A 25,771-nucleotide genomic window follows, 5' to 3' on the forward strand; every position below is an offset into this window, starting at 1 on the left:
CCCAGGGGCAAGAGGGAGGAAATCAGCGGCGAATATCGGCAGGCCGGTGCCGATATCAGGGTCGCAGGAGTCTCTGCAGCATCTCGAGACGCTCCCCCAGGGAACGCTCCATCCCGTTGCCAGTCGGCTCGTAGTAGCGCTTCCCGCGCAGTGTCTCGGGCAGATATTGCTGAGCGGCGACCCCGTGAGGATGATCGTGCGAGTATTTGTAGCCCTCGCCGTGGCCGAGCTCCTTGGCACCGGGATAGTGCGCGTCGCGCAGATGGGGCGGGACCTGCCCCGAGAACCCGTTCTTGACGTCGGCGATGGCCGCGTCGAGGGCGCGATAGCTCGCGTTCGACTTCGGTGCCATGGCCAGGTAGGTGACCGCCTCGGCCAGCGGAATGCGTCCTTCCGGCATACCGATGTTCTGCACGGCTGTTGACGCCGCCACCGCGATCGGCAGGGCCTGCGGATCGGCCATGCCGATGTCCTCGGCAGCCGATATCACGACGCGCCGTGCGATGAAGCGGGGATCCTCGCCGGCAACGATCATCCTGGCCAGGTAGTGCAAGGCGGCATCGACGTCTGAGCCGCGAATCGACTTGATGAATGCGGAGACGACATCGTAGTGCTGGTCACCGTTCTTGTCGTAGCGCAGCACAGTTTCGGAGCTGGCCTCGGCACAGGCGGCCTCGGTGATGAGGATCGCGCGGCGATCAGTTTCCAAATCGGCCGCGTCCTCAGACAAGTCATCAGTCGAGTCGTCGGCCGTGTCTGCGTCGTCTGCCTGTGCGAACTCTGTCTGTGCGGCAGCGATTCCGGCGGCGGCTTCGAGGATGGTCAGGGAGCGCCGGGCGTCGGCACCGGCGATGCGGACGATGAAGTCCTTCGCCGCAGGCTCGAGTTCGAACTGGTCGGCCAAACCTCGTTCGCTGGTGACTGCACGGTCGAGCAGATCGGCGATGGCGGCGTCGTCGAGCGGACGCAGCGTGAGCAGAAGCGAGCGGGACAGGAGTGGGGAGATGACGGAGAACGATGGGTTCTCGGTCGTCGCGGCCACGAGCACGACGAGGCGGTTCTCCACCGCTGGCAGCAGAGCGTCCTGCTGTGCTTTCGAGAATCGGTGGATCTCGTCGAGGAACAGCACGGTCGTGCGCTGATACATGTCGCGCTCACGCCTGGCGTTCTCGATCACCTGTCGCACGTCCTTGACGCCGGCGGTGATCGCGGACAGCTCGACGAAGGTGCGGCCCGGCGCGTGGGAGATGACGTGGGCCAGGGTGGTCTTGCCGACCCCGGGGGGACCCCACAGGATCACCGAGGAGGCTCCTGCCCGGTCTCCCCCGCTGGCCTCGACGAGTTGGACGAGGGGTGAACCGGGGAACGTCAGATGGTCTTGGCCGACCACCTCGGCGATGGTGCGCGGACGCATCCGCACCGCCAGCGGATCGAGAGCTCGACCCGAACCGGCAGATGAACCGCCGACGCCCGGACCAGGAGATCCCTGGTGCGGGCTGTCGGAGGAGAAGAGGTCAGGACCGTCGGTCATCAGGCCTCGGTGTCGTCGTCTTCCGGTTCGAAGTCCACGCCGGCCTCGGCACGCTGTGCGTCGGTGATCGGTGCGGGAGCCTGGGTGAGCGGATCGTACCCGGCACCCGTCTTCGGGAAGGCGATGACCTCGCGGATCGAGTCGACCCCGGCGAGCAGGGACACGATGCGGTCCCATCCGAAGGCGATGCCTCCATGCGGGGGTGCGCCGAACTTGAAGGCTTCGAGGAGGAAGCCGAACTTCTCCTGTGCGTCTTCCTCGGAGATGCCCATGATCTTGAACACCCGTTCCTGGACGTCCTTGCGGTGGATGCGGATCGAACCGCCGCCGATTTCGTTGCCGTTGCAGACGATGTCGTAGGCGTAGGCCAGGGCGGCTCCCGGATCGGATTCCAGAGTGTCGAGGAATTCGGGCTTCGGCGCGGTGAAGGCGTGGTGGACGGCGGTCCATGTTCCTTCGCCGACGGCGACGTCGCCCGCGGCCTGAGCCGCGGCTGCCGATTCGAAGAGCGGCGCGTCGACAACCCACACGAAGGCCCAGTCGCCTTCCTTGATGAGTCCTGTGCGTTCGGCGATCTCATTGCGAGCGGCGCCCAGGAGAGCCCGAGAGCTCGCAGGATCACCGGCGGCGAAGAAGATCGCGTCACCGGGGGTGGCTCCTGCGGCTTCGACGAGGCCTGCTTTCTCCTCATCGGAGATGTTCTTGGCCACGGGACCGGTCAGGGTGCCGTCTTCGGCCACGAGCACGTAGGCAAGGCCCTTGGCGCCGCGCTGCTTGGCCCAGTCCTGCCAGGCGTCGAGCTGACGACGGGGCAGGGAGCCGCCGCCGGGGTAGACGACGGAGCCGACGTAGTCGGACTGGAAGACCCGGAACGGAGTGTTCTGGAAGAATTCGGTGAGGTTGTGCAGCTCGAGTTCGAAGCGCAGATCGGGCTTGTCGCTGCCGTACTTCTCCATCGCCTCGGCGTAGGTGATGTGCGGGATCGGCGTGGTGATCTCGTGCCCGATGAGCTTCCACAGAGCCACGAGGATCTTCTCGGCGAGCTCGATGATGTCTTCCTGCTCGACGAAGGATGCTTCGATGTCGAGCTGGGTGAATTCGGGTTGCCTATCGGCGCGGAAGTCCTCGTCGCGGTAGCAGCGCGCCAGCTGGTAGTAGCGTTCCATTCCGGCGACCTGCAGGAGCTGCTTGAACAGCTGCGGTGACTGCGGCAAGGCGTACCAGGAACCGGGCTGCAGGCGAGCGGGGACGAGGAAGTCGCGGGCGCCCTCCGGGGTCGACCGGGTCAGGGTCGGGGTCTCGATCTCGAGGAATTCCTGCTCGTCGAGGACCGTGCGGGCCGCCTTGTTCGCGGCCGAGCGCAAGCGCATGGTTGAGGCCGGTCCGGACCGACGCAGGTCGAGGTACCGGTAGCGCAGGCGGGTCTCCTCGCCGACGGTGCCGGCGTCTTCGGCGTGGTCGGAGACCTGGAACGGCAGCGCCTCGGCGAGGCTGAGGATCTCGACGTTCGTGTCGATGACCTCGATGTCGCCGGTGGGCAGGTTGGCGTTGGTGTTGCCCTCGGGACGCAGGGACACGGTGCCGGTGACCTTGACGACGGATTCGTTGCGCAGCGAGTGCGCATCGTCCTCACGGACGACGACTTGAACGATGCCCGAAGCGTCACGCAGATCGATGAAGGCAACACCTCCGTGATCGCGACGACGGTCGACCCACCCGGTCAGGGTGACGGTCTGTCCTGCATGTGAGGCTCGCAGGCTTCCGGTTGTGTGGCTTCGCAGCACCTAGGGCTCCTTTACGATGTTTATGTGGCAGCGCGTGAACAATGATAGTCGCTCGCCACCGGAATACCGGCATGGCCCACTGCAGGTCACCTGCCGCGGGCGACGAGGAAGAGGATCACATGAGCACAGGTGGCACGGGCACGGAGGAACTCGGCTCGGATGTGGGATCCGACCCCACCTCCGCACAGGTCGAGGTGGCCGCGGAGACCTTTCGCATGCTCGCCTCCGGGACTCGCCTCCGTCTGGTCTGGACGTTGGTCAACCAGGAACTCGATGTCTCGTCCCTCGCCGAGGCGATCGGTGCGGCCGTACCCACCGTGAGTCAGCATCTGGCGAAGATGAGATTGGCGGGTCTGATCTCGTCTCGCCGGGACGGGCGTCGGATCTTCTACACCGTCGACGATCCGCACGTGGTCTCAATGGTGCGCGAGATCTTCGATCACATCGCCCCCGACGGATCGTTGGCGCCCGACCCGCCCGCGAGCGGCTCCTGACACTGGGCAGAGATTTCATACCTGGGCCCAGGCAGGATTCGGTCCGAACGATCTCAGTCCCGGTACACCCGCGGCTTACGATCGGCAGCGACAGGTTCCCAAGTCTGCGGGTCCGCCGGAACTTGGTCCCCGGAGCGGATGTCCTTGATTTCGTGACCACTCTCACCTTCGGTGAACCACACGAAGGGGATCCCCCGACGTTCGGCGTAGCGAATCTGCTTTCCGAACTTCGCAGCACTCGGTGAGACCTCACAGGCGATGTCACGGGAACGCAGAGCGGTGGCGACCGCATCGGCCTCACCGCGCTTGTCCTCATCCGTCACAGCAACGACCACAGCCGAGGGTGTCCCGCGCGTGGCCTTGATGCCGCTGTCGGCATCGAGGATGAAGGCCATGAGCCGCGAGACGCCGATCGACATCCCAACACCGGGGTAGCTCTTCTTACCCACAGTGACGAGCGAATCGTAGCGACCGCCCGAGGCCACCGATCCGAGTTCTTCGTGTCCGATCAGCTGCGTCTCGTAGACGGCTCCTGTGTAATAGTCGAGTCCTCGCGCGATCTTCAGCTGCGCCACAACCACTCCGGGTGCTCGCTCATGGGCTGCGCGAAGCATCGTCGTCAGAGAGTCGAGACCCTCGTCGAGCAGGGGGTGTTCCACGCCGAGTGCACGCACATCGTCTGCGAAGTCCGGCGAATCCGATTCGATCGCTGCCAGTGCCAGGCACAGTCGCTGCTGTTCTTCGTCGGCGTCGGCTTCCGCAGCCAACAGTTTGCCCACCTCGGCGGGACCGATCTTGTCGTACTTGTCGAGGCAGCGCAGGACGGCCTGGATGTTGGTGAGTCCGATGCCGCGCGCGAAACCTTCGAGGAGCCTGCGATCGTTGACCACGATCTTGACCCCGGGCACGCCCAGCGGGGCCAGCCGATTGAAGGCATCGGCCACGGCCAGCGGAATCTCAACTTCGAAGTGTCCGGGCAGCTCCGCCTCGGCGATCACGTCGATGTCGGCCTGGATGAATTCGCGGTACCGGCCCTGCTGGGGACGTTCACCGCGCCACACCGGCTGGATTCGGGCGGCTTTGAAGGGGAAGGAGAGTTCGTTCGCGTTGTCGGCGATGAACCGCGCAAGGGGCACAGTGAGGTCGAAGTGCAGCCCCAGCGGATTGCGCTCGGAGCCCTCGGAGTGCAGGCGGCTGACAGCGAAGATCTCTTTGTCGATCTCTCCGTCCTTGGCGAGCTGGCTGATCGGCTCGACTGCACGGTGGTTGAGTGCCGAGTATCCATGCAGCGCGAACGTGTGTTCGAGGACGTCGATGATCGACCTCTCAATCACGCGCTCTGCTGGAAGTCGTTCCGGGAATCCGGACAGTCGGGCTGACTTCGCCATTGTTCTCCTTGGTGCTCTGCGTCTCTGATGGGTGTTGTCGTACCTGGTGGGTGTTGGCCGGTTCGTCTCGCTCGGAACCGCTTCGTCTCCAGAAGAACGGGTTCGTCTCTAGAAGAACGGGTTCGTCGCCAGCTCGTGGCCGACTCGGGAGCCTGGACCGTGTCCAGGATAGATGGGAACATCGGGCAGCGTCGCGAACGCCCGCAGTGATTGTGCCATCGCCGAGGCGTCTCCCCCGGGGAGGTCGACGCGTCCGATCGCTCCGGCGAAGACCACATCACCGGTGAAGATGATCTCCTCACCGTCGGCCTGCACCCGCAGGAGGGTCGAGCCTTCAGTGTGTCCGGGTGCGGACACAGCAGTGACCGACAACCCTGCGACCTCCACCGTCTGCGCGTCGATGAGAGCGTTGACCTCCGGCGCTGACCAATCCTTGACGAGCGGTTCGAGCATCTGGGCGAACTGAGGGCTGAGAGTCTCGGCGGGCCTGTCCAAACGATAGTGGTCGGTGTCCCCCAGGTAGACGGGCACATTCCAGCGGGCCAGGACGTTGGTCAGACCGAGGACGTGGTCGGGGTGACCGTGGGTGAGGAAGATGGCCCGTGGCACCAGATTCTCTTCGTTGACGATTTCGCCGAGACCGGATGCACAATCGAATCCTGAGTCGACGAAGATGGCATCGTCATGGCCTTCGGCACGCACGGCGTAGCAGTTGACTTCGAGAAATTCGGCGCGGGTCACAAATACATCCATGCTCAAAGTCTATCCAGAGCATGGGGCTTGGTTATGCTGGGATAACGTCAATCAGGAAATCGAGTGATCTGCAGGCACAGAGTCCCGCAGGTTCGACCGATGGAAACAAGGTGAGAATCATGTCGACCCCGACCCCGAAGCCGGTCCCGCGCCCGTCCTCTCTGCCCCGCCCACAGGCGGCCCAGACTGTGACCGGGACTACCGTTGATCATGATGCGGAAGTCCGGCGCGCCATCGAGCACGGTCGCGCTGATCAGGAAGGCAATGTCTTCGTCGTCACTGCCGACGGCGAGCGTGCGGTCGGGCAGTATCCCGACGCCGGCCCTGAGGAAGCCTTGGAGTACTTCGCAAAGAAGTACGTCGACCTGGTGGAGAACGCAGCACTTCTCCGCAATCGCCTGTCCGCCGGTGCTCCCGGTCGCGAAGTGTCTTCGGCTGCAAAGACCCTGCAGGAGACCCTGCCGGAGGCCAATGTCGTCGGCGATCTCAAGGGCCTCTCTGCCACCTTGGATACCCTGATCTCGGATGCGCAGGCCACCGAATCGAAGCAGGCTGCCCGTGCGGAAGCAGCCAAGCTCGAAGCCGCCCAGGAACGCGAAGAGATCGTCGCCGAGGCTGAATCGCTGGCCAAGCGCGATCCCGCGAAGATCCAGTGGAAGCAGTCCGGGGCACGTCTGCGTGAGCTCTTCGCTCAATGGAAGGACATGCAGCGCAGCGGTCCCAGGCTGCCGCGTGCTGTGGACCAGGAGCTGTGGGGCCGCTTCTCGCAGGCCCGGAACACCTTCGAGCACAAGCGCAAGGAATTCTTTGCAGAGCTCGACAAGCAGAATTCCGAAGGCAAGCGGATCAAGGAGAAGCTCGTCGTCGAGGCCGAATCGCTGTCCGATTCGACCGACTTCCGCAATGTGTCGCAGAAGTACAAAGACCTCATGAACCAGTGGAAGAAGGCTCCACGTGCCTCGCGCAAGGACGATGATGCTCTCTGGGCGCGCTTCCGTGCCGCCCAGGACGTCTTCTTCGCAGCTCGAGATGCAGAGAATGCTGCTGTCGACGAGGAGTACAAGGGCAACCTTGAGGCCAAAGAGGAGATCTTGGCCAGGGCGCAGGGCCTGCTGCCGATCGGTGATATTGCCGTGGCGAAGAAGGAACTGCGCGTCATTCAGGATGAGTGGGAGGCCGCCGGCAAGGTGCCTCGGGCCGACGTGTCTCGTATGGAGAACGGGCTGCGTGATGTCGAACGCGCACTCTCCGATGCTGAGAGCGCCGAATGGAAGCGCAGCAACCCCGAGACCAAGGCACGCACGTCCGGTGCGCTGAGCCAGCTCGACGATTCGATCGCGGAATTGGAGCAGAAGTACGAGAAGGCGAAGGCCGGTGGCGACGCGAAGGCCGTCGCTGAAGCACAGTCTGCCCTCGACGCACGTCGGGCCTGGCGAGACCAGCTGGCTCAGACAGCTGCCGAACTGGGCTGATGGGGCTTCCACAGCCTGGAGACCATGAGTCGCGGTTTATCCACAGATCGGATCTTCGGTCTTGAACACGCCTCCATACAGCGCAATAGTTGCTGTATGGAGGCGATGTTTCATCTGCGCGACTACAGCTATGAACACCTCACCGAGCTGACGCTGGACGGTCTGCTGACGCGGCTGACCGAGTCCGCATGGGTCCGCAAGGGCGCTGTGCTCAGCTCAGAGGACCGCATGGCGGCGCTGCGGGCGCAGATCCCACCGCGCCTTGTGCTCTCCCATGACATCGCGTGGTGGGTTCACACCGGGCTTGGCAGAGCTCCGAGTCCGCTGACGTTCATCACTTATCCGAGGCGGCGCTACGTCGACGGCTGCGACGTCATCGTCCATGAGCTCACCATTGCGCGCAACGAATGGGAGCTGATCAGCGATCTGCCCATCACCACGGAGGACAGAACGCTCTACGACCTGCTGCTCCCCCACCTGCGCACCCCCGATGAACGTTCGGCCCAGGTCGTGAAGAACCTCATCGACGAACTTCCCGGAAGAGCCAGACAACGGTTCCGCATGTATCTGGCGGAGATGTCCCGCAGGCCATATGTCGCCCACATGCGTACCGTCTTCGAGGCGACCTGTGCCGCATCAGATCGCGATAGACGCTGACTCTGAGCAGCAGTCTGAAACTGGTCGCCCTCAGCCCCCGGCGATGCGGTAGACGTCGAAGACCCCTTCGACTTTGCGAACTGCCGAGAGCACGGTATCGAGATGACTGGCATCGCTCATCTCGAAGACGAACTTCGACTGGGCGACTCTGGCCCGTGACGTGGCGACCGAGGCGGACAGGATGTTGACGTGGGTCTCGGTGAGAACCTTCGTGATGTCCGAGAGCAGACCCGAGCGGTCCAAGGCTTCGACCTGGATCTGAACGAGGTAGATTCCACTGGTCGTCTCGCCCCAGGAGACATCGACCATCCGCTCAGGCTCCCGCTCGAGGGACGCGATGTTGGGACAGTCCACACGGTGAACGGAGACTCCCGAACCACGGGTGACGAATCCGAGGATCTCATCACCGGGCACCGGCGTGCAGCAGCGGGCGAGTTTCACCAGGACGTCGTCGACGCCTTTGACTGTGACTCCCCCGGACGAGGAATGATGGCCCGAGGACTGACCGGTGCGGTTGCGCGGTGACGGTGGCAGAACCGTCTGTTCGTCGTCGTCTCCAACCTCCTTTGCCAGCATATCAACGACGTGAGCCGCCGAGCTCACGCCGTTGCCGATCGCGGCGTAGAGCGCGGTGACATCGGGCAGGCGCAGCTCTGTGGCCACAACCTGCAGCGCTTCCTGACTCATCAGGGCCGAGGCGGAGAGCGTGTGACGACGCATTGCCCGAGCCAACTGCTCGCGACCGTTCTCGATCGCTTCTTCGCGGCGTTCCTTAGAGAACCATTGGCGGATCTTGCTGCGTGCGCGAGGGCTCTTGACGAAGCCCAACCAGTCACGGCTGGGGCCCGCGTTCTCATCTTTCGAGGTGAAGACTTCCACCGAGTCGCCGTTCTTCAGCTCGGTGTCGAGCGCGACGAGACGACCGTTGACCCGAGCGCCCATGGTCTTGTGCCCGACCTCTGTGTGAACCGCATAGGAGAAGTCGACGGGAGTCGCCCCTGCCGGCAGGCTCATCACGTCACCCTTGGGGGTGAATACGTAGACCTCTTTCGAGTTCACCTCATAGCGGAGATTGTCGAGGAACTCATCGGGGTCGCTGACTTCGCGCTGCCACTCCAGCAGCTGCCGCAGCCACGCTGCGTCATCGACTTCGCCGTCATCTGAAACTTTGACCGACCGTGCGGTATTCGACGTAGCGGCCTTCGATGCGTTGCGGCGGTCCTTGTACTTCCAGTGGGCGGCCACGCCGAATTCTGCGCGCCGGTCCATTTCGTGGGTTCGGATCTGGATCTCCACGGGTTTCCCGTTCGGTCCGATCACCGTCGTATGCAGGCTCTGGTACATGTTGTACTTCGGCATCGCAATGTAATCTTTGAACCGACCAGGGACAGGATTCCACCGGGCATGGACTATCCCCAGCGTGGCGTAGCACTCGCGAACGGTTTCGACGAGGACACGAACTCCGACGAGGTCGTAGATGTCGGCGAATTCGTGACCGCCGACGACCATCTTCTGATAGATCGAGTAGTAGTGCTTCGGTCGCCCTGTGATCGCGGCTTCGATGTTTGACTGCCCGAGCTCCGATTGGAGTTCGCTGGAGACCGTGGCCAGGTACTTCTCCCGTTGGGGTGCCCTATCGGCGACGAGTCGCACCACTTCGTCGTAGACCTTCGGGTGGAGAACCTGGAAGGACAGGTCCTCGAGTTCCCACTTGATCGTGTTCATGCCCAGGCGGTGAGCCAAGGGGGCATAGATCTCGAGGGTCTCACGAGCCTTCTTCGTACTCGATGAGGCGGGAACGAAACGCCAGGTGCGGGCGTTGTGGAGACGGTCTGCAAGTTTGATGACGAGGACACGGATGTCCTTGGCCATGGCCACGATCATCTTCCGCACGGTCTCCGACTGCGCGGCCTGTCCGTACGTGAGCTTGTCGAGCTTCGTCACTCCGTCGACCATCGCGGAGACCTCGGGACCGAACTCCTCGGTGAGTTCCTTCAAGGAGTAGGAGGTGTCTTCAACGGTGTCGTGGAGCAGCGCGGCGGCGAGGGTGACCGGCAGCATGCCGATCTCAGCCAAGATCGTGGCGACGGCCACAGGGTGCGTGATGTAGTCATCACCCGACCTGCGGGTCTGACCGCGGTGAGCCTGTTCTGCGACCTTATAGGCCCGGACCACCAGGTCGATGTCGGCCTTCGGGTGATTAGACTGCAGAGCCCTGATCATCGGACCGAGGACACGTGGGTAGCCAGGGTTGTTCTGCGCCCTGGCCGCCCACCATGCTAAACGGGAGATGCCTCGCGGACGGCGCGAATCGGCGGAAGAAGCCATGACATCCCCTCTCTGCTCAGACCTCGGCGTGAATCACCGGTGGAACATCTTCTGTTCCGTTCTTCAAGCGTAGTTCACGCACGGCCTCTTCCTGTTCCTTGACCGCAGGTTCATTTGCCCGCAGGAGGGCATAGAGAGGGCTGGCGACGAACAACGTCGAAGCTGCTGCCACAATCGTACCGATGAACAGCGACAGTGAGATGTCGACAAGAGTTCCGGCGCCGAGCAGGAAGACACCGATGAAGAGAATCGATGCGATCGGGAGCACAGACACCACAGAGGTGTTGATCGAACGAACCGTTGTCTGATTGACGCCGAGGTTGACCAGCTCGGAGAATTTCAGATTGCGTTTGTCCTTGAACCGAGTCGTATTCTCCCTGATCTTATCGAAGACCACCACAGTGTCATAGAGCGAGAAGCTCAGGACCGTCAGGAAGCCGATCACCGCTTCAGGAGTGATTTCGAATCCTGTCGCGGAATAGATCCCCGTCGTGATGATCATGACGACCAACAGCCCGACGATCGCGGCCAGAGACATCTTCCACGTGCGGAAGTACAGCGCCATCACGATCATGGCGATGCCGACGAAGATGACGAGAGCACGAATCATCTTCTCTGTCACGTCCTGGCCCCACTCGGGGCCGACGAACGTGGATGTGACGTCTTCTGCCTTGACGTCGTATCCGCTCACAAGAGCGTCACGGACTTCCTGCATCTGGTCATCGCTGAGCTGATTCGTCTCGATCTTCACAGCTGTATCGCCTGTAGGAGTCAGACGTGGTTCGGAATTGTCCACGACCCCGGCGACGATGTCTTCGCCCTTAGCCGGCGCAGTGTCCGAGACGTGATCGACTTGGAACTGCGATCCGCCCTTGAAGGCAATACCGAAGTTGAATCCTGCGATCAATGGGACGAGCAGTGACAGAAGGACCAGAGCGCCGGAGATCAACAGCCAGAGTTTGGCCTTCCCGACGAAGGGAATCGATGACTCACCGTTGTGGAGCCGGTTGCCCCAGGCAAAGAACCGTTTCACTTGTCTGCCTCCTTGCCATTGTCGGCAGAATCTTCGGCGGCCTTCTTCGCAGCAGCCTTCCGCTCGGCGATCGTGCCACCGGTTCGTGCCGATTTCGTCGACGACGTGGTCTTCTTCTTCGACTTCTTCTCGGTCGCCTCATCGACTGGCTCTGTGGTATCAGAGGCCTCGTCGGAATCGGTGGACCGAGACTTCTTCGACCGTTTGGTCGTCGTCGTGCCACGAGACTGGCTGGATGACTCGGATCCGGCATCGAGCTTCGACTTCGACGATGCAGACGAGGATTCAGACGTCGAAGCTGTCGACTTGACAGTCGATTCCTCGACCGCATCCGCCTCGGCGTCGGAGGACATTCCTGCCTTCCGGGTTCGAGCCTTCTCCCGTCTGCGTGCCTCCGGCGACTTCTCGTCATCGTCGATGCTGAGGTTGAGCGCGCCACGATAGGCAGCGGGCTTGACACCCAACAGCCTCGGATCCATACCGGACATCGGATGGCCCTGACCGAAGAACTTGGTGCGTGCGAGCACTTCCAACATGGGGTGCGTGAACAGGAAGACGATGAGCACGTCGATGATCACCGTCAGCCCCAGGGTGAAGGCGAACCCGCGTACGGAACCGACAGCCAGGATGTAGAGGATAACCGCGGCGAGCATGTTCACTGCCTTGGACGCCCAGATGGTGCGTTTGGCACGATCCCAACCGACCTCGACTGCAGACAGCAGCTGTCTGCCGCTGCGCAGCTCATCTCTGACACGTTCGAAGTAGACGATGAACGAGTCCGCGGCCATGCCGATGCCGATGATGATACCGGCGACACCTGCCAGAGACAGTCGATAGCCGTATCTCCACGAAGCCAGAAGCAGCAGGAGATAAGTCAGCACACCGGCGACGACAAGACTCGAGACCGTGACGAGGCCGAGCACTCGGTACTGGAGGAGCGAATAGATGACGACGAGGATGAGTCCGACGAGACCGGTGAGCAGGCCGATATTGAGGTAGTTGGTACCCAATGTCGGTGAAATCTGATCCTCGCTCTGGACCTGGAAGCTCAACGGCAGAGAGCCGTTCTTGAGCTGGTCGGCCAGGGTCTGTGCCTCGTCAAGAGTGAAGTTGCCCGAGATCTCGGCGTTGCCGTCAGTGATCGCTGCGTTCGATGTCGGTGCCGAAAGCACGTTGCCGTCGAGAGCGATGGCGAACTGGTTGTACGGCTGCTGCTTCCCGGTGATGTCCGAGGTGATCTGCTTGAAGATCTCACGCCCGACGCCGTCGAATTTGAGGTTCACCGCAGGCTGGTTGGTCTGCACTCCGTTGGCGCCCGTCGAATAGCCGAAGTTGGCGTCTTCGAGATGCTCGCCCGAGAGTTCGACGGGGCCAAGAATGTACTTGGCCTCGCCGTCCTTGCCACAGGCGACGACCGGTTCATCGGAGGGCTGCTGCTGTCCACCGGTCCGATTCTTCGGATCGGTGCAGTCGAGCTCCGAGTACTTCTTGATGATGGACTCGGTCTGCCACTTGTCGACGTCCTTCTCAGGGTCGAAGAGCGGTCTCGGCGTCGAATCAGTGACCTTCGTGTCGTCGCCCTTGCCGGACCCGCTCGCTTCGGCCGCCTGTCCGCCGCTCTTCTCCCCGGATTTCTCAGCGTCCTTGCCTGCCGGTCCTGGAACGCCGCCACCGGCCCTGGCGACATCGTCGCCACCGGCCTTGGCAACATCTCCACCACCGGTCTTGGCAATTTCGCCGCCACCGGCAGGTGCATTCCCGCTGTCCTGGCCCGGTGCTCCAGCGCCGCCCTGACCGCTGCCGTCGCCCTGTGCACCAGCATCCGCCTGTGCACCGGCACCGCCACCGGTGAGATCTTCGAGTCGCTTCTTCTCCTCGTCGGTGAGTCCTTCGGAGGGATCCTGCTGCTCTCCCCCGCCGCTCTTCTCCTGTTCCTTCTGGATATCCTCCTGGGAACGAGGGTCACCGACGAGTGCGACTCGACGGAAGACGAGCTGCGCGGAAGAACGGACCAGGTTGCGTGTCTCCTCGTCCGGGTTGCCCGGCAGGTTCACAATGATGTTGCGATCGCCCTGGGTCGTGATCTCGGCTTCGGAGACACCGGTGGAGTCCACACGCTGTCGAATGATCGACACAGCTTGATCAAGCTGTTCCTTGCTGATGTCCGTGTCCTCTGAAACCTGGGGCTCCAGGATGATCGAGGTTCCGCCCTCGAGGTCGAGTGCGAGCTTCGGGGTGGTCGTGGCATCTGACCATACGACACCGCCGGCAATGATGCCGAGGAGCAGTGCAGCGATGATCGACAGCCACACGAAGCGCAAACCAGGACGTGGCTTTTCTTCAATATCGGACACGTTTCAGCTTTCGATTGAGTGCAGTGAGCGAAGTCAGTTCTTCTTGTTGTTCTCAGGATCGGAAGAATCGGTGCCGGATGCGTCAGCATCGGTGTCACCGGAACCATCCACGACGTCGTCGGCACGCTCAGTCCCGGGAGCATCGTCGCCGATGGCGGAATCTGCATCGTCGGCCTTGGGCTGATCAGCGGCCGTGTTCAGCTCGGTGTCGGAGTCAACCACATCGTCTGCTGGCCGGTTCGCATCCTTATCGGTGTTCTCGGCGCGCTTACGCTCATTCATGGCGTCGAGTTCTGCGTCGGTGATTGCCGGGGTCTCCCTGCTCTCAGCGTCGTCGGCAACGTCGGCAATGTCGGCAGATCCTGCAACAGCACCGCCGGCGGCAGCGCCTTCGGTTTCAGGGTTATTGATCTGGCCGATTGCCTGACGGTGAACGCGGAGGACGGTGCCGGGGCCCGACTCTAGGGTGACCTGGTTGTTTTCATCGTCGATGGACAGGACCGTGCCGAAGACGCCGAACGTCGTCATCACAGTAGCCCCGGGGACGAGTCCCGTCTTGATCTGCTCTGCACGCGCCTTCTGTTTACGCCGAGAATTGAACAGGAAAAAAATAAGCAACGCTGCAAGCGCGAGAGGGATCAATAAATCCACAGGTATCTACCTTTCATAAGAACGAACCAGTCCACTACCTTAGTTCGTACTCAGTACTCAAGGCGAACTCAATTGCCGGGATCAGAACTCATAGTTTGCTGGGATCTGCATCCCAAGGTGTTTCCAAGCTGCTGACGTCGCAACTCGACCGCGCGGAGTGCGGCTGATGAGCCCTTCTCGCACAAGGTAGGGTTCCGATACGGTTTCCACGGTGTCGGCCTCTTCGCCAACGGAAACAGCAATGGTTCCAAGGCCAACCGGACCCCCGGCGAAACGTTGGCACAGAACTTGCAGCACCGAACGGTCAAGACGGTCCAGTCCAAGTTCGTCGACCTCGTAGACCTTGAGCGCCGTGAGCGCTGCGGCCTCATCGATGATGCCGGTTCCGCGCACCTGCGCCCAGTCTCTGACCCTTCGCAGAAGGCGGTTGGCAACTCGAGGAGTGCCGCGAGACCGGGTTGAGATCTCCTTCAGGCCTGCAAGGTCTGCTTCGATTCCGAGCATGTGAGCTGACCGCTTCAGCACGGTCAGGAGATCTTCGCTTGAGTAGAAGTCTAAGAGTCCGGTGAACCCGAACCGGTCGCGCAGAGGTGCGGGCAGCAGACCGGAACGAGTCGTGGCCCCGACCATGGTGAACTGGGGCAGGTCGAGCGGAATCGCTGTGGCGCCGGGGCCTTTGCCGACGATGACATCGACACGGAAGTCTTCCATCGCGACATAGAGCATCTCTTCTGCGGCGCGCGCCATCCGGTGGATTTCGTCGATGAAGAGGACCTCGCCTTCCTCTAGGGAAGAGAGGATCGCTGCGAGATCTCCTGCATGCTGAACTGCCGGCCCGGATGTGACGCGCAGACTTGTCTGCATCTCATGCGCGATGATCATCGCCAACGTCGTCTTTCCCAATCCGGGAGGCCCCGAGAGCAGCACGTGGTCGGGGGCCCTGTTCCGTGCTTTCGCAGCATCAAGCACGAGTGACAGCTGTTCGCGGACCTGGGGTTGGCCGATGAAGTCCTGCAGTCCTTTCGGACGAAGTGCTGCTTCCGCATCGCGCTCGGCGGTCTCCGCGCGGCCCGAGACCAAACGCTCTTCTTCGGCGCCGGTCAGTTCCTGATCGCCGAATTCCATTTCGTAGGAGGTGTCACCACCGCCGTAGGAGGAGTCACCGCCGCCGTAGGAGGACTTTCCACCGTCGTAGGAGCTGTTTCCACCGTCATAGGAGCTGGTCACTTCCTAGCACCCAGAACCTTGAGTGAAGCCTTCAGCAGCACCGAGGTGCCCGCATTCTGGCCGAGATCATTGACCACTTCCTGCACGACGTCAGCGGCCTGTGCTTCTTTCCAGCCAAGACCGACCAAAGCGTCGACGACCTGCTGATTCGCACCGCCGAACGACAGCTGCGGCCCTGGCTCCGACACGGAGAGCTTCGGCAGTTTGTTCTCGAGTTCGAGGATGATTCGGGAGGCGCCCTTTTTGCCGATCCCGGGCACGCGGGTCAGCGCGTTGGCATCCTGATTCGAGATCGCGGCTGCCAGTTCACCCGGCCCCATCACCGACAGAATTGCCATGGCCAGGCGGGGACCGATTCCGGAGATCGACAACAGCACGTCGAAGGTGTGGTTCTCGTCTTCTGTATCGAACCCGAAGAGAGTCATGGAATCTTCACGCACAACCAGGGTGGTCACGAGTTCGATATCTGCACCATGACGTGTGTTTGAAAGGGTATCCGGCGTGACGTTGACTCGGCGCCCGACACCATAGGTGAGAATCACGAGGTGGTCAGCTGCGATGCGATGGACCGTACCGCTGAGGAAACTGATCACGGCCTGCCTTTCGAGTGGGAACACATGTACGAATCCAGGCTATCAGCTAGTCCCCGAGTACCTGACTCGACATACCGACGATACCAAGGCTCCGCCCCGCAATGGTCTGTCCGGAAAACATCACCAGCGCGTCACAGCGGTGGGAGCTCTGCCAACACTGCGGTGGGAACTCTGCCAACACTGTGGCGGGAACTCTGCCATCACTGCGGTGGGAGCTCAGTTCCGTCAAACAGTCCGTCAATGATCTCCTGCGCGACGAACCTGGCGTGTAGGATCGGACGCCGTTCGACGTCAATGCCCGGTGGCGGGATCCATGCAGGTCGGCCGTCGTGGAGCATTCGGGCATACCAATCCGATTTGTCGATCAGGTGGTGATGCAGTCCGCATGCCAACGTGAGGTTGTTGATGTCAGTCTTGCCCCCGTCAGCCCAAGGCACAATGTGGTGCGTGTCGCACCATCCTGGCGGTGCATCGCAGCCCGGGAAGGTGCAGCCTTGATCTCTTGCTGCGAGTACTGCCACTTGCCTGTTCGTGGCAAATCGACCTTCGGTGGCGATTTCCATCGTCTTGGCTTTATCCGACATCAGGTGGAAGAAGACCGAACCGTTCAATCCTTCGCTGACCGCCGTTGATAGAGGAAATTCGGCTTCGCAACCTGTGGTCGATCGTCCTTTTCCGGCCGCAATGTCTTCGGCTTTTGCGGTGACGACCAAGGCGAATGGCGAACCGCGCCCTATCCGGTCCATCTCGACGCGGGAGATCGTTGTTGCAAATCGCTCGTAGATGCGATTGCGCACTGTTCCTTGACTCGCGCTTGTGTCGACCAGCGCTCCGTCTTCTCTGACTCCGAAGCTCGAGAACCCAGAAACAGCCGAATCGGAACCTCCTGTATCGGCAATCCAGTCCGGCCGATCCTCTGGCAGAGCATGTGGCAGCGGCGTGTCCGAGACGTCCCCGGCCAAAACGGCTCGAAAGATGTCGAATTCAGGCTCGGCAGGACCCTCGTCTTTCACGGTCGTGCGCGCGCCATCGGTCGTGCGCGCGCCATCCGTCGTGCGCGTACCATCGTGAGCCTGCAGGGGTTCCGTCGAGCCCGGTGCGCACTGTGCGTTTTCCGAGTTGTCACCTGGCAGAATACGCGAGGCGAGCAGTCCGTTGAGGATTCCTCCTGAGACTGAGTCCAAGAGGCCTCTGAGATCCCAATCGCCGTCATCTCGGGCTCGCACAGTCACGTAACAGCGCGAACGATCCCGCGAAAGCTTCGGTTCTTCCCCGTCGGGATCAATGCGGTCCAAAATAGTAGCGAAGATCGTTTTCAAATCTGAGACCCGGACTCGTGGGGCCCTTTCCACAAGGTCCGCTTCGACTTTGTCGCGCACACTGGATGAAACCCAGGTCGGCAGCTTGGAAAGACAGTCGTTGATCGCGGTCGCCTGACCCGCAGAGAGCACTCCCGAATGCAGGGCCTTGGAGACGATGGGGTTGACGGGTTTTCTGGCCTGACCAGTCATGTACACGCGGCCGCCGAGATTTTTGGCGAGCTCCGCACGTCGGTTGGCTTCATACCCGGTCAGATTCAACCGGTTCTGGACCAGCGCCTTCGTCGTCTTCGCTCCATAGTCGGTGGGTGTCCCGCACCGTTCATAGACCGACAGAGTGACAGCAGACATCGCTTCGAGTATGCGAGTGGCGGTTTCGATCCCGTTGATGACAGTCATCGCGTGATCAGGCCCAAGAGGACGTTCGAATCTCAGCAGTTCGTCTCTGAGGATACTGAGCTCACCGATGCTGCGGGTCAACTCGGGGGCAAGTCGGTCGAGGTCGCGCCATTCCGCATCCGATAGAAGTGGATGCGTCACGACAGAAGTCGATTCACCTTCGTCCACAGTTGGGGACCGGTCGATCCCACCGCCATCACTCTGCGTTCCAGAATCGACCGGAGCAACCTGTTCATCGGCATGTGCACCTTCGGTGCCGTGCCGGTCAGAATCGTCGTCGTCACTTTCCATGGGTGTGACCGGAACAGCCGCGATCGAATCGAGCTTCTCCGCCAAAGGATTGCCGCTCAGGTCCATTCCGGCGGCCTCAAGCTGCTCCCGAAACGAGGTCGGCTCCGGTACCGACAACGATTCATCTTCGGCGGCGGGCTCCCCCACAGCTGTGCCAGTTTCCTTCGGGCCTTCGGCAGACTCTCCCGCGGCGGTGCCAGGTGAGCGCTTATGGCTCTTTCCTGGTGTCTGATCGGGGGTGAGAGTCATCGTCTGTGCATCCGTTCGTCAACAACATTGTTGCGTGTATAGTCCCATTGCATTACCTCCAATGCGCCCTGTATAGACCTTTATTCGATTCTTTGCACGTTTTATTCGTCGTATTCTATGTTGTTCTATTCGTTTAGAGCGGCATTCATGCTCAGCCAAGAGGGATTGACAGCTGCGAACACTGCACATCGGAAAGACTGACAGAACTGCTCGGAGGTCATCTCCGCGCCGACACTCGCTCTCACACACCCGGACCCGGGCACAAAAGAACCGTCACACCCGCTTCGCACTGCGAAACGAAGTGACAGCGAAGTGACGGCAAAATGTCGGAGTGGAGTGCAGCAGTGACAGTGAAGCGCGGAGACAGCGGGACACCCGACCGCGATGACACTACTTGGCTTTGCGAAGGGCCTTGGCCCACTGCTCCTGAGCTTTCGTCAGGCCCGTGCCTTGGCGACCAGCGCTCTTGCGCTCATTCAGGTCCTTGTTCGCTCCAGGAGTCGATTGCCCGCTCAGAGCTCCACGCCATGAGTGGCAGATCGCGATCGCGAGAGCATCCGCGGCATCGGCCGGCTTCGGCGCAGCCTCGAGTTCGAGGATCCGGGTCACCATGTTCGTGACCTGCTTCTTATCAGCCCGTCCTGACCCGGTGATGGCGGCTTTGACCTCGGAGGGCGTGTGCATCGCCACCGGCAGTCCGCGCCTGGCGGCAAGCCCCATAGTCAGGCCTGACACCTGGGCAGTTCCCATGATCGTGGAGACGTCATTGCGGGCAAACACTCGCTCGATGGCCACGACATCGGGACGGTACGTGTCCAGCCAGCTGTCGAACGCCTCGGCGAGGGCGCCCAGACGCAGATCCACGGAGTCCGTGGATGGCGTACGCAGCACATCGACGGAAACCATAGTGGCCTTGCGGGCGGGCAGAGTGTCGATGACACCCAGCCCGCACCGGGTCAGACCAGGATCAACGCCGAGGATTCTCATCAGCCACCATATTCGGTCTCATCAGGAATCAAGTTCGGCAAGTACCTCGTCGCTGACATCAGCATTGGAATAGACGTTCTGAACTTCGTCGCTGTCTTCGAGCGCATCGATGAGGTTGAAGACCTTGCTGGCGGTGTCCGCGTCCAAGCTGACTTCGATCCCGGGCACGAAAGATGCCTCAGCCGAGTCATAGTCGATGCCTGCATCGACAAGCGCTGTGCGCACAGCGACGAGGTCGGTGGCCTCACAGATGATCTCGAAGTTCTCGCCTTCGTCCTTGACCTCTTCGGCTCCGGCGTCGACGGTGGCCAGGAGGATTGAGTCCTCGTCGGTTCCCTCGGCGGGAACGGTGATGACGCCCTTGCGGTCGAAGTTGTATGTGACCGATCCGGGGTCTGCCATGGTGCCGCCGTTGCGCGTGACTGCCACGCGGACTTCGGAGGCAGCACGGTTGCGGTTGTCGGTCAGACATTCGATGAGGAGGGCGACACCGCCTGCGGCATAGCCTTCGTACAGAATGTTCTCGTAGTTCACGGCAGAGCCGTCGAGACCACCGCCGCGCTTGACCGCGCGGGTGATGTTGTCGGCAGGAACCGAGTTCTTCTTCGCCTTCTGGACCGCGTCGAACAGCGTCGGGTTGCCGTCGAGATCAGGCCCACCATTGCGAGCGGCAACCTCGATGTTCTTGATCAGCTTGGCAAAGAGCTTGGCCCTCTTGGAGTCGATGGCAGCTTTTTTGTGTTTAGTCGTTGCCCACTTGGAATGACCTGACACTGGTGTTCCTTCCTATAGATACAGCCCCTAGAGTCTATACGCTCAGCACACCGTTATGTGCGCTGTGCCGGACGAAGCAGCTCACCGCTCGTGCGGTACGTTCCCTCGGCCGATGGCGAGCGGCCATTCAGTCGATGACGAGGGGGACCTCGGGCACAGAGCCTTCAGCGACCAGATCCATGAGGCTGAGAAGATTCTTCGGATAGATCGTCTCCGTCGTGGTCATCAGCTCTTCGCGAGACCACCACCGGAATTCCAGCAGACTGCGCTTCTCGATGTCAGTCCAGACGGCGTCCTCGAGCTCGATGTCCTCGCTCGTGCGGAATGCGAAGTAGGTTTCGCGCTGATGCAGAGACTTCTCCGTGAATTCGAACACCCCGTCACGGGTGGCCAAGGGTCCGATGAGCTCGCCGGGTTCGCATTCGATCCCGGTCTCCTCGGCGAGTTCGCGGGCCGCTGTCTGAGCCGCAGACTCCCCCAGTTCGGATCCGCCGCCGCAGGTCATCCACCACTGGTGTGTGGGCGTGAGCAGGTCCTGAGCACGAATCAGGAGAACCTCGTCGCGCTCATTGAGTAATACGACCCGTGAGGCTTTACGAGGTTTCATGGTTCTCCAGGAGTTGACGATGGACGGATGCAGTCTGTGCAGAATAGTGAAGCGGCAAGCAACCGGCAAGACCGCAATCGTAACCGACAGAACGATATCGGGTAGTGCCCAGACGACCAAGCTGGTGACGTTCAATGTGAGAAATCACCGACTTGGGACGTGTTCTGGCCAGGTGCAAGAGGGGTAGGGGCATCGCCTCAGAGGCGGTTGATTCGGTCATCGGCTCAGTGGATCGCCGAGGCGGTCTGGTCGTCGAGATTCGCATCGACGTCTCCGCCCAGATGCTGGTCCCACCAGTCGAGCATCGATTCGAAACGCTGCCGACGGTGGCGGGGCTGGCCCGAGCGTGAGAGTTCGTGGTTCTCTCCGGGGAAGATGAGCATTTCGGTGTCAACACCGGCCCGCTGCAGCGCGGCATAGTACTGCTGAGCCTGTTCGAGTGGACAGCGGAAGTCGAGTTCCGAATGCATCACCAGGCTGGGCGTGCGGACCTGCGAGGCGTGTGCCAAAGGTGACTGCCGTGCAATGGCTTCCCGATCACGGGTGGTGTACTCCTCGGTGAAAAACCGTCCGATGTCGGAGGTGCCTAAGAAACTGTCGGGATCGAGGTAGCCGCGTTCGACGATGGCCGCCTGGAAGCGATGATCTGCCGCAGTGATCATCGCGGTGAGATAGCCGCCGTAGGATCCGCCCTGGACGCCGAGGCGGGTGGAGTCGAGCTCGGCATCATTGGCCAGCGCGTGGTCGAGGACCGCGAGAACGTCGGACATCGCTGGGGCGGCCATGTCCCCCTGCACGGCGGTCCCCCACGCACGGGTGCGTCCGCCGGAGCCGCGCGGGTTCGCGTAGACCACGGCGTAGCCGGCCGAGGTGAGCACCTGGGTCTCATCGAACCACCCGTGGGTGTACTGCGCGAACGGTCCACCGTGGATGTTGAGAATGACGGGGAAGGGGCCGGGGCCGCTGGGCTTCGCCAGCCACCCCGTGATGGCCCCGCCCTCACCGTCGACGCGAAGAAGCTGTGGCAGGACGGAATTCGCGGGCGCAGGATGTGTTCTGAGGGCCTCGCGGTCGCCAGAGGATGGCCCGCCGGACCCGGAGAGTCGCACATGGGTGAGAACAGCAGGGTTCGCGGGCGTCTCCCCTGTCCAGACGAGACTGTCTCCGACGACGTCGAAGCCGTTGACCACTGCCGTGTCATCTGTGAGGAAGTCCAGTTCGTCCAGCGTCCGTTTCTCGGCAGCGAGTTCGATCGAGATGATCCGTGAAGCTCCGTCCGTGTCCACAACAGTGATGACTGAAGCCTTCGCCGCATCTGAGCCGTCTCCAGCTGTATCGATGACCTGGGGCCGGATCGACGCAACCGAAACGGTCTCCGGGTCGGTCAGGCGTCGTGTCGAGCCAGTGGTCAGATCGTGGACGAAGAGTCCGGGCATCTGCCCGACGAAGTCGAGTTCGTCTCGCGTCAGCTCGTTGCCGACGAGCAGCACAGTCTCATCGTCGATCCAGCGGTGCAGGTTCACGCTCATCCGGGGCAGCGTCAGCGGCTCAGGGTGATCTCCGCCAAGCAGCCACACCGTCGTTCGCAGGTCGGGCTCGCCATGATCTGGAACAACGGAGGACACCACGCTGACTCGGGTGCCGCTCGGTGAGAACTGCGGGTCGTGGACATCTGACTCCGGGGACTCCAGGAGCGTGGACATCGGCACCTCGGCGCCGCCGACGATGCCGGACTTCCCCAGGCCCGGTTCGACGAGATCGACCAGGAAGGCCCGCGCCGGACGGTCGTTCGTGTAGCCCAGCCCATTGCTCAGGTAGGCCGCCGAGGTGATGCGCCGTGGCGCTTCCTCAGCGGCGGGGATGTCGTCGTCCTGGCCGTAGCGCCCCGGCTGCGCCACTCGCGCGACGTAGAGTGCCCGTGCGCCCTCATCGTCGAGCGCGAACTCGGAGACGCCGAGGTGGTTGTCCGTGATCGGATGTGCCGTCTCGAGGCTGGAGCCGGCGAACAGCTGAGCTGATTCCTTCTTGGCCGCACTCAGATACCCGGACCAATTGCTGCGGATCTCGGGGGCGAAGTCTCGCCAGTTGTGGGTCAGTCGTCTCGAGTTCTCCCCTGACAGAGCGAACAACTGCGAGAGGTAACTGTTCGACTCAAGGTCGGGGCGGGTGATCGTGATGACGGCTTCGCTGCCGCGCAGCAGTGGGGATGAGTACTCGGCGAGAGAGTCGAGGTCTTCGGGGTTCATCTGTTCCATTCCTTTGACAGCGCTGCCTGCACGTCGGCGTGCACCTGCGGCAGAGCTTTGGTCTGTGCCACGACGGGCAGGAAGTTCGAGTCCCCGCCCCATCTGGGCACAATGTGCTGATGGAGGTGCGCGGCGATTCCGGCACCTGCCACGGGTCCTTGGTTCATCCCCAAGTTGAAGCCGTCCGGGGAGGACACGGCGCGAATCACGGTCATCGCCTTCTGCGAGAAGCGGGCGAGTTCCGCAGTCTCCGACTCGGACAGCTCCGTGTAGTCCGCGACGTGACGATAGGGGCAGATGAGGAGGTGGCCCGGATTGTACGGGTACAGGTTGAGCACTGCGTACACTTCCTCACCGCGGGCCACGATCAGGCCCTGTTCGTCGGACTTCGTCGGTGCCGTACAGAACGGGCACTCAGAGACTCCGGAATGCTTGGGTTTGTCCTGTCCTCCGATGTAGACCATCCGATGCGGTGTCCACAGCCGCTGGAAGCCATCGGGCTCCCCTGGGAAGCCCGCAGCCGCCTCGGGTTCGGGCATGCCCTCACATGGATCGGACCTGCTCTCGCCGAGGCGGTTGTGAGGGTCCTCTGTCATACCTGGGCCTTGGTGTTGATGGATTCGACGATCCGGGTGACCGCCTCGGCGACGGATACGCCGTTGTCCTGTTCCCCGTTGCGGAAACGGAACGACACGGCATTCGCATCGCGATCCTCCCCACCGGCGATGAGCACGAAGGGCACCTTCGACTTCGAGGCGTTGCGAATCTTCTTCGGGAAGCGATCGTCGCTGTCATCGATCTCGACGCGAACTCCGGCGGCCCGCAGCTGTGCGGCCACCTCGGCGAGGTAGTCGTTGAACTCCTCGGCCACGGGGATGCAGGTGACCTGGACCGGTGCCAGCCAGACGGGGAACGCGCCCGCATAGTGCTCGATGAGCACACCCATGAACCGTTCGATGGACCCGAACTTCGCCGAGTGGATCATCACCGGCTGCTTGCGGGTGCCGTCGGCGGCCTGATATTCCAGGCCGAAGCGCTCCGGCTGGTTGAAGTCGAGCTGCACGGTCGACATCTGCCAAGTCCGGCCGATGGCGTCGCGGGCCTGGACGGAGACCTTGGGTCCGTAGAAGGCGGCTCCGCCGGGATCAGGGACCAGTTCGAGCCCGGTCTCCCGTGCAACCTCTTCGAGGACCTGAGTGGCTTCTGCCCACTGCTCATCCGAACCGATGAACTTGTCCTTCTTCTTGCCGTCTTCGTCGCGTGTGGAGAGTTCGAGGTAGAAGTCGTCGAGTCCGAAATCACGCAGCAGGCTGAGGACGAATTCGAGCAGGTGACGGATCTCCTTCGCAGCGTCCTCCTGAGCCACATAGGAGTGCGAATCGTCCTGAGTCAGCGCGCGCACACGGGTGAGGCCGTGGACGACGCCGGAGGCCTCGTCACGGTACACGGTTCCGAATTCGAAGAGACGCAGGGGAAGCTCGCGATAGGAGCGTCCACGAGAGCGGAAGATCAGGTTGTGCATCGGGCAGTTCATCGCCTTGAGACGATAGGGGGTGCCCTCCTTGACGATCTCCCCGGATTCGTCGCGAACCTCATCGACGGAGATCGCCGGGAACATGTTCTCGCCGTAGTACGGCAAGTGCCCGGAGGTGTAGTAGAGGGCCTCCTTGGAGATGTGCGGGGTGCCGACGTATTCGAAGCCCTCTTCGATGTGGCGGGCGCGGACGTAATCCTCCATCTCGCGCTTGATAACTCCGCCTTTGGGATGGAAGACGGGCAGACCGGAGCCGAGCTCCTCTGGGAACGAGAACAGGTCGAGTTCGGCGCCGAGCTTGCGGTGGTCACGGCGTTCTGCCTCGGCGAGGCGATCCTGGTGGGCTTTGAGATCCTCCTTCGAGGCCCAGGCAGTTCCGTAGACGCGCTGCAGGCTCGCATTGGCCTGGTCCCCGCGCCAATAGGCCGCCGAGGAGCGGGTCACCGCGAACCCGTTGCCGATCAGTTTGGTGGTGGGCAGGTGCGGTCCGCGGCAGAGGTCCTGCCACACGACTTCGCCCTTGCGGTCACGGTTCTCGTAGACGGTGAGCTCACCGGCGCCGACCTCAACGGAGGCCGAGTCGTCGGAGCCTGCGCCCTTGTCGGAGATGAGTTCGAGTTTGTAGGGCTCATTGGCCATGCGCTCGCGTGCGTCCGCCTCGTCCACGACGACGCGATTGAAGGTCTGGCCGGACTTCACGATCTGCGCGGCCTTCTTCTGGATCGCTTTGAGATCTTCTGGTGTGAAGGGCTCAGCGACATCGAAGTCGAAGTAGTACCCGTCTGTGATGTAGGGCCCGATGCCGAGCTTTGCGTCTGGGAACAGGTCCTGGACGGCCTGAGCGGTGACGTGTGCCGCCGAGTGGCGCAGGATGTCGAGACCGGCGGGGGAATCGATGGCGATCGGAGCGACCTTGTCACCAGCGGAAAGTTCGCGACTGAGGTCGACAGGCTGCCCGTCGAGCCACATTGCAACGACCGTGCGGTCCGTGGAGAAGATCTCCGTGCCGGTCAGTCCCTGTTTCCAAGGAATGGTCTCTCCCGCGCAGTCAATGCTGTCTGCCACTGATCTTCTCCGTTCGTCTGTTCTAGGGTGTCTCG

Annotated in this window: 20 protein-coding genes; 3 read left to right on the top strand and 17 right to left on the bottom strand. The window is 62.0% G+C overall.

What is annotated here, in order from left to right; all coding sequences use genetic code 11:
• Positions 1-55 precede the first annotated feature (55 nt).
• Positions 56-1,531, bottom strand: coding sequence for a replication-associated recombination protein A (locus tag JTF07_RS19035; RefSeq protein ID WP_204235761.1), 1,476 nt, complete (start codon positions 1,529-1,531; stop codon positions 56-58).
• Positions 1,531-3,315: an aspartate--tRNA ligase gene (gene aspS, locus JTF07_RS19040; RefSeq protein ID WP_204235762.1), complete on the bottom strand. Its 1,785-nt coding sequence runs from the start codon at positions 3,313-3,315 to the stop codon at positions 1,531-1,533. Before aspS ends, JTF07_RS19035 begins: the two co-directional genes overlap by 1 nt.
• Positions 3,316-3,434: 119 nt before the next feature.
• Here aspS and JTF07_RS19045 point away from each other — a divergent pair, with 119 nt between their 5' ends.
• Positions 3,435-3,809: an ArsR/SmtB family transcription factor gene (locus JTF07_RS19045; RefSeq protein WP_204235763.1), complete on the top strand. Its 375-nt coding sequence runs from the start codon at positions 3,435-3,437 to the stop codon at positions 3,807-3,809.
• Positions 3,810-3,862: 53 nt separating this feature from the next.
• Here JTF07_RS19045 and hisS read toward each other — a convergent pair whose 3' ends face one another.
• Entirely contained in the window at positions 3,863-5,197 is a 1,335-nt protein-coding gene (gene hisS / locus JTF07_RS19050; RefSeq protein ID WP_204235764.1) for a histidine--tRNA ligase, read from the bottom strand.
• Between the two features lie 108 nt (positions 5,198-5,305).
• Positions 5,306-5,950: an MBL fold metallo-hydrolase gene (locus JTF07_RS19055; RefSeq protein ID WP_204235765.1), complete on the bottom strand. Its 645-nt coding sequence runs from the start codon at positions 5,948-5,950 to the stop codon at positions 5,306-5,308.
• Between the two features lie 119 nt (positions 5,951-6,069).
• Between JTF07_RS19055 and JTF07_RS19060 the strand changes: the two genes are divergently transcribed.
• Both JTF07_RS19060 and JTF07_RS19065 read left to right on the top strand, forming a co-directional pair.
• Positions 6,070-7,422: a DUF349 domain-containing protein gene (locus tag JTF07_RS19060; protein ID WP_204235766.1), complete on the top strand. Its 1,353-nt coding sequence runs from the start codon at positions 6,070-6,072 to the stop codon at positions 7,420-7,422.
• A gap of 96 nt (positions 7,423-7,518) precedes the next feature.
• Positions 7,519-8,079 (top strand): hypothetical protein, encoded by a 561-nt coding sequence (locus JTF07_RS19065; protein WP_252199942.1) that lies wholly within the window; start codon positions 7,519-7,521, stop codon positions 8,077-8,079.
• A gap of 30 nt (positions 8,080-8,109) precedes the next feature.
• On the opposite strand, the gene JTF07_RS19070 is transcribed toward JTF07_RS19065, so the two are convergent.
• From JTF07_RS19070 to thrS, 13 genes are all read right to left on the bottom strand, one after another.
• Positions 8,110-10,407: a RelA/SpoT family protein gene (locus JTF07_RS19070; protein WP_204235767.1), complete on the bottom strand. Its 2,298-nt coding sequence runs from the start codon at positions 10,405-10,407 to the stop codon at positions 8,110-8,112.
• A 16-nt stretch (positions 10,408-10,423) separates the two neighbouring features.
• Entirely contained in the window at positions 10,424-11,440 is a 1,017-nt protein-coding gene (gene secF / locus JTF07_RS19075) for a protein translocase subunit SecF (protein WP_204235768.1), read from the bottom strand.
• Positions 11,437-13,794, bottom strand: a complete 2,358-nt coding sequence (secD, locus tag JTF07_RS19080; protein WP_353844031.1) for a protein translocase subunit SecD — start codon at positions 13,792-13,794, stop codon at positions 11,437-11,439. Before secD ends, secF begins: the two co-directional genes overlap by 4 nt.
• Positions 13,795-13,827: 33 nt before the next feature.
• Positions 13,828-14,445, bottom strand: a complete 618-nt coding sequence (locus JTF07_RS19085; protein WP_353844032.1) for a preprotein translocase subunit YajC — start codon at positions 14,443-14,445, stop codon at positions 13,828-13,830.
• Positions 14,446-14,526: 81 nt separating this feature from the next.
• On the bottom strand, positions 14,527-15,570 hold the full coding sequence (gene ruvB / locus JTF07_RS19090) for a Holliday junction branch migration DNA helicase RuvB (protein WP_204235914.1): 1,044 nt from the start codon (positions 15,568-15,570) through the stop codon (positions 14,527-14,529).
• A 98-nt stretch (positions 15,571-15,668) separates the two neighbouring features.
• Positions 15,669-16,265 carry a Holliday junction branch migration protein RuvA gene (ruvA, locus tag JTF07_RS19095; RefSeq protein ID WP_353844033.1) on the bottom strand — a complete coding sequence of 199 codons (597 nt, stop codon included), beginning with the start codon at positions 16,263-16,265 and terminating at the stop codon, positions 15,669-15,671.
• Between the two features lie 200 nt (positions 16,266-16,465).
• Positions 16,466-18,523, bottom strand: coding sequence for an HNH endonuclease signature motif containing protein (locus tag JTF07_RS20535; protein ID WP_252199943.1), 2,058 nt, complete (start codon positions 18,521-18,523; stop codon positions 16,466-16,468).
• Positions 18,524-18,913: 390 nt separating this feature from the next.
• A complete protein-coding gene (gene ruvC / locus JTF07_RS19105; protein WP_143921814.1) occupies positions 18,914-19,510 on the bottom strand; it encodes a crossover junction endodeoxyribonuclease RuvC in 597 nt (198 codons plus the stop codon).
• Positions 19,511-19,531: 21 nt separating this feature from the next.
• A complete protein-coding gene (locus tag JTF07_RS19110) occupies positions 19,532-20,284 on the bottom strand; it encodes a YebC/PmpR family DNA-binding transcriptional regulator (protein ID WP_204235770.1) in 753 nt (250 codons plus the stop codon).
• Positions 20,285-20,411: 127 nt separating this feature from the next.
• Positions 20,412-20,891 (bottom strand): NUDIX hydrolase, encoded by a 480-nt coding sequence (locus JTF07_RS19115; RefSeq protein ID WP_235344391.1) that lies wholly within the window; start codon positions 20,889-20,891, stop codon positions 20,412-20,414.
• 224 nt (positions 20,892-21,115) lie between these two features.
• Positions 21,116-23,137, bottom strand: coding sequence for an alpha/beta hydrolase family protein (locus JTF07_RS19120; RefSeq protein WP_204235771.1), 2,022 nt, complete (start codon positions 23,135-23,137; stop codon positions 21,116-21,118).
• Positions 23,134-23,733: an HIT family protein gene (locus JTF07_RS19125; RefSeq protein WP_502710973.1), complete on the bottom strand. Its 600-nt coding sequence runs from the start codon at positions 23,731-23,733 to the stop codon at positions 23,134-23,136. The genes JTF07_RS19120 and JTF07_RS19125 overlap by 4 nt, the downstream gene beginning before the upstream one ends.
• Positions 23,730-25,736, bottom strand: a complete 2,007-nt coding sequence (thrS, locus tag JTF07_RS19130; protein ID WP_204235772.1) for a threonine--tRNA ligase — start codon at positions 25,734-25,736, stop codon at positions 23,730-23,732. The genes JTF07_RS19125 and thrS overlap by 4 nt, the downstream gene beginning before the upstream one ends.
• Between the last annotated feature and the right edge of the window lie 35 nt (positions 25,737-25,771).

Source organism: Brevibacterium sp. RIT 803, from assembly GCF_016892625.1.
Classification (GTDB): Bacteria; Actinomycetota; Actinomycetes; order Actinomycetales; family Brevibacteriaceae; genus Brevibacterium.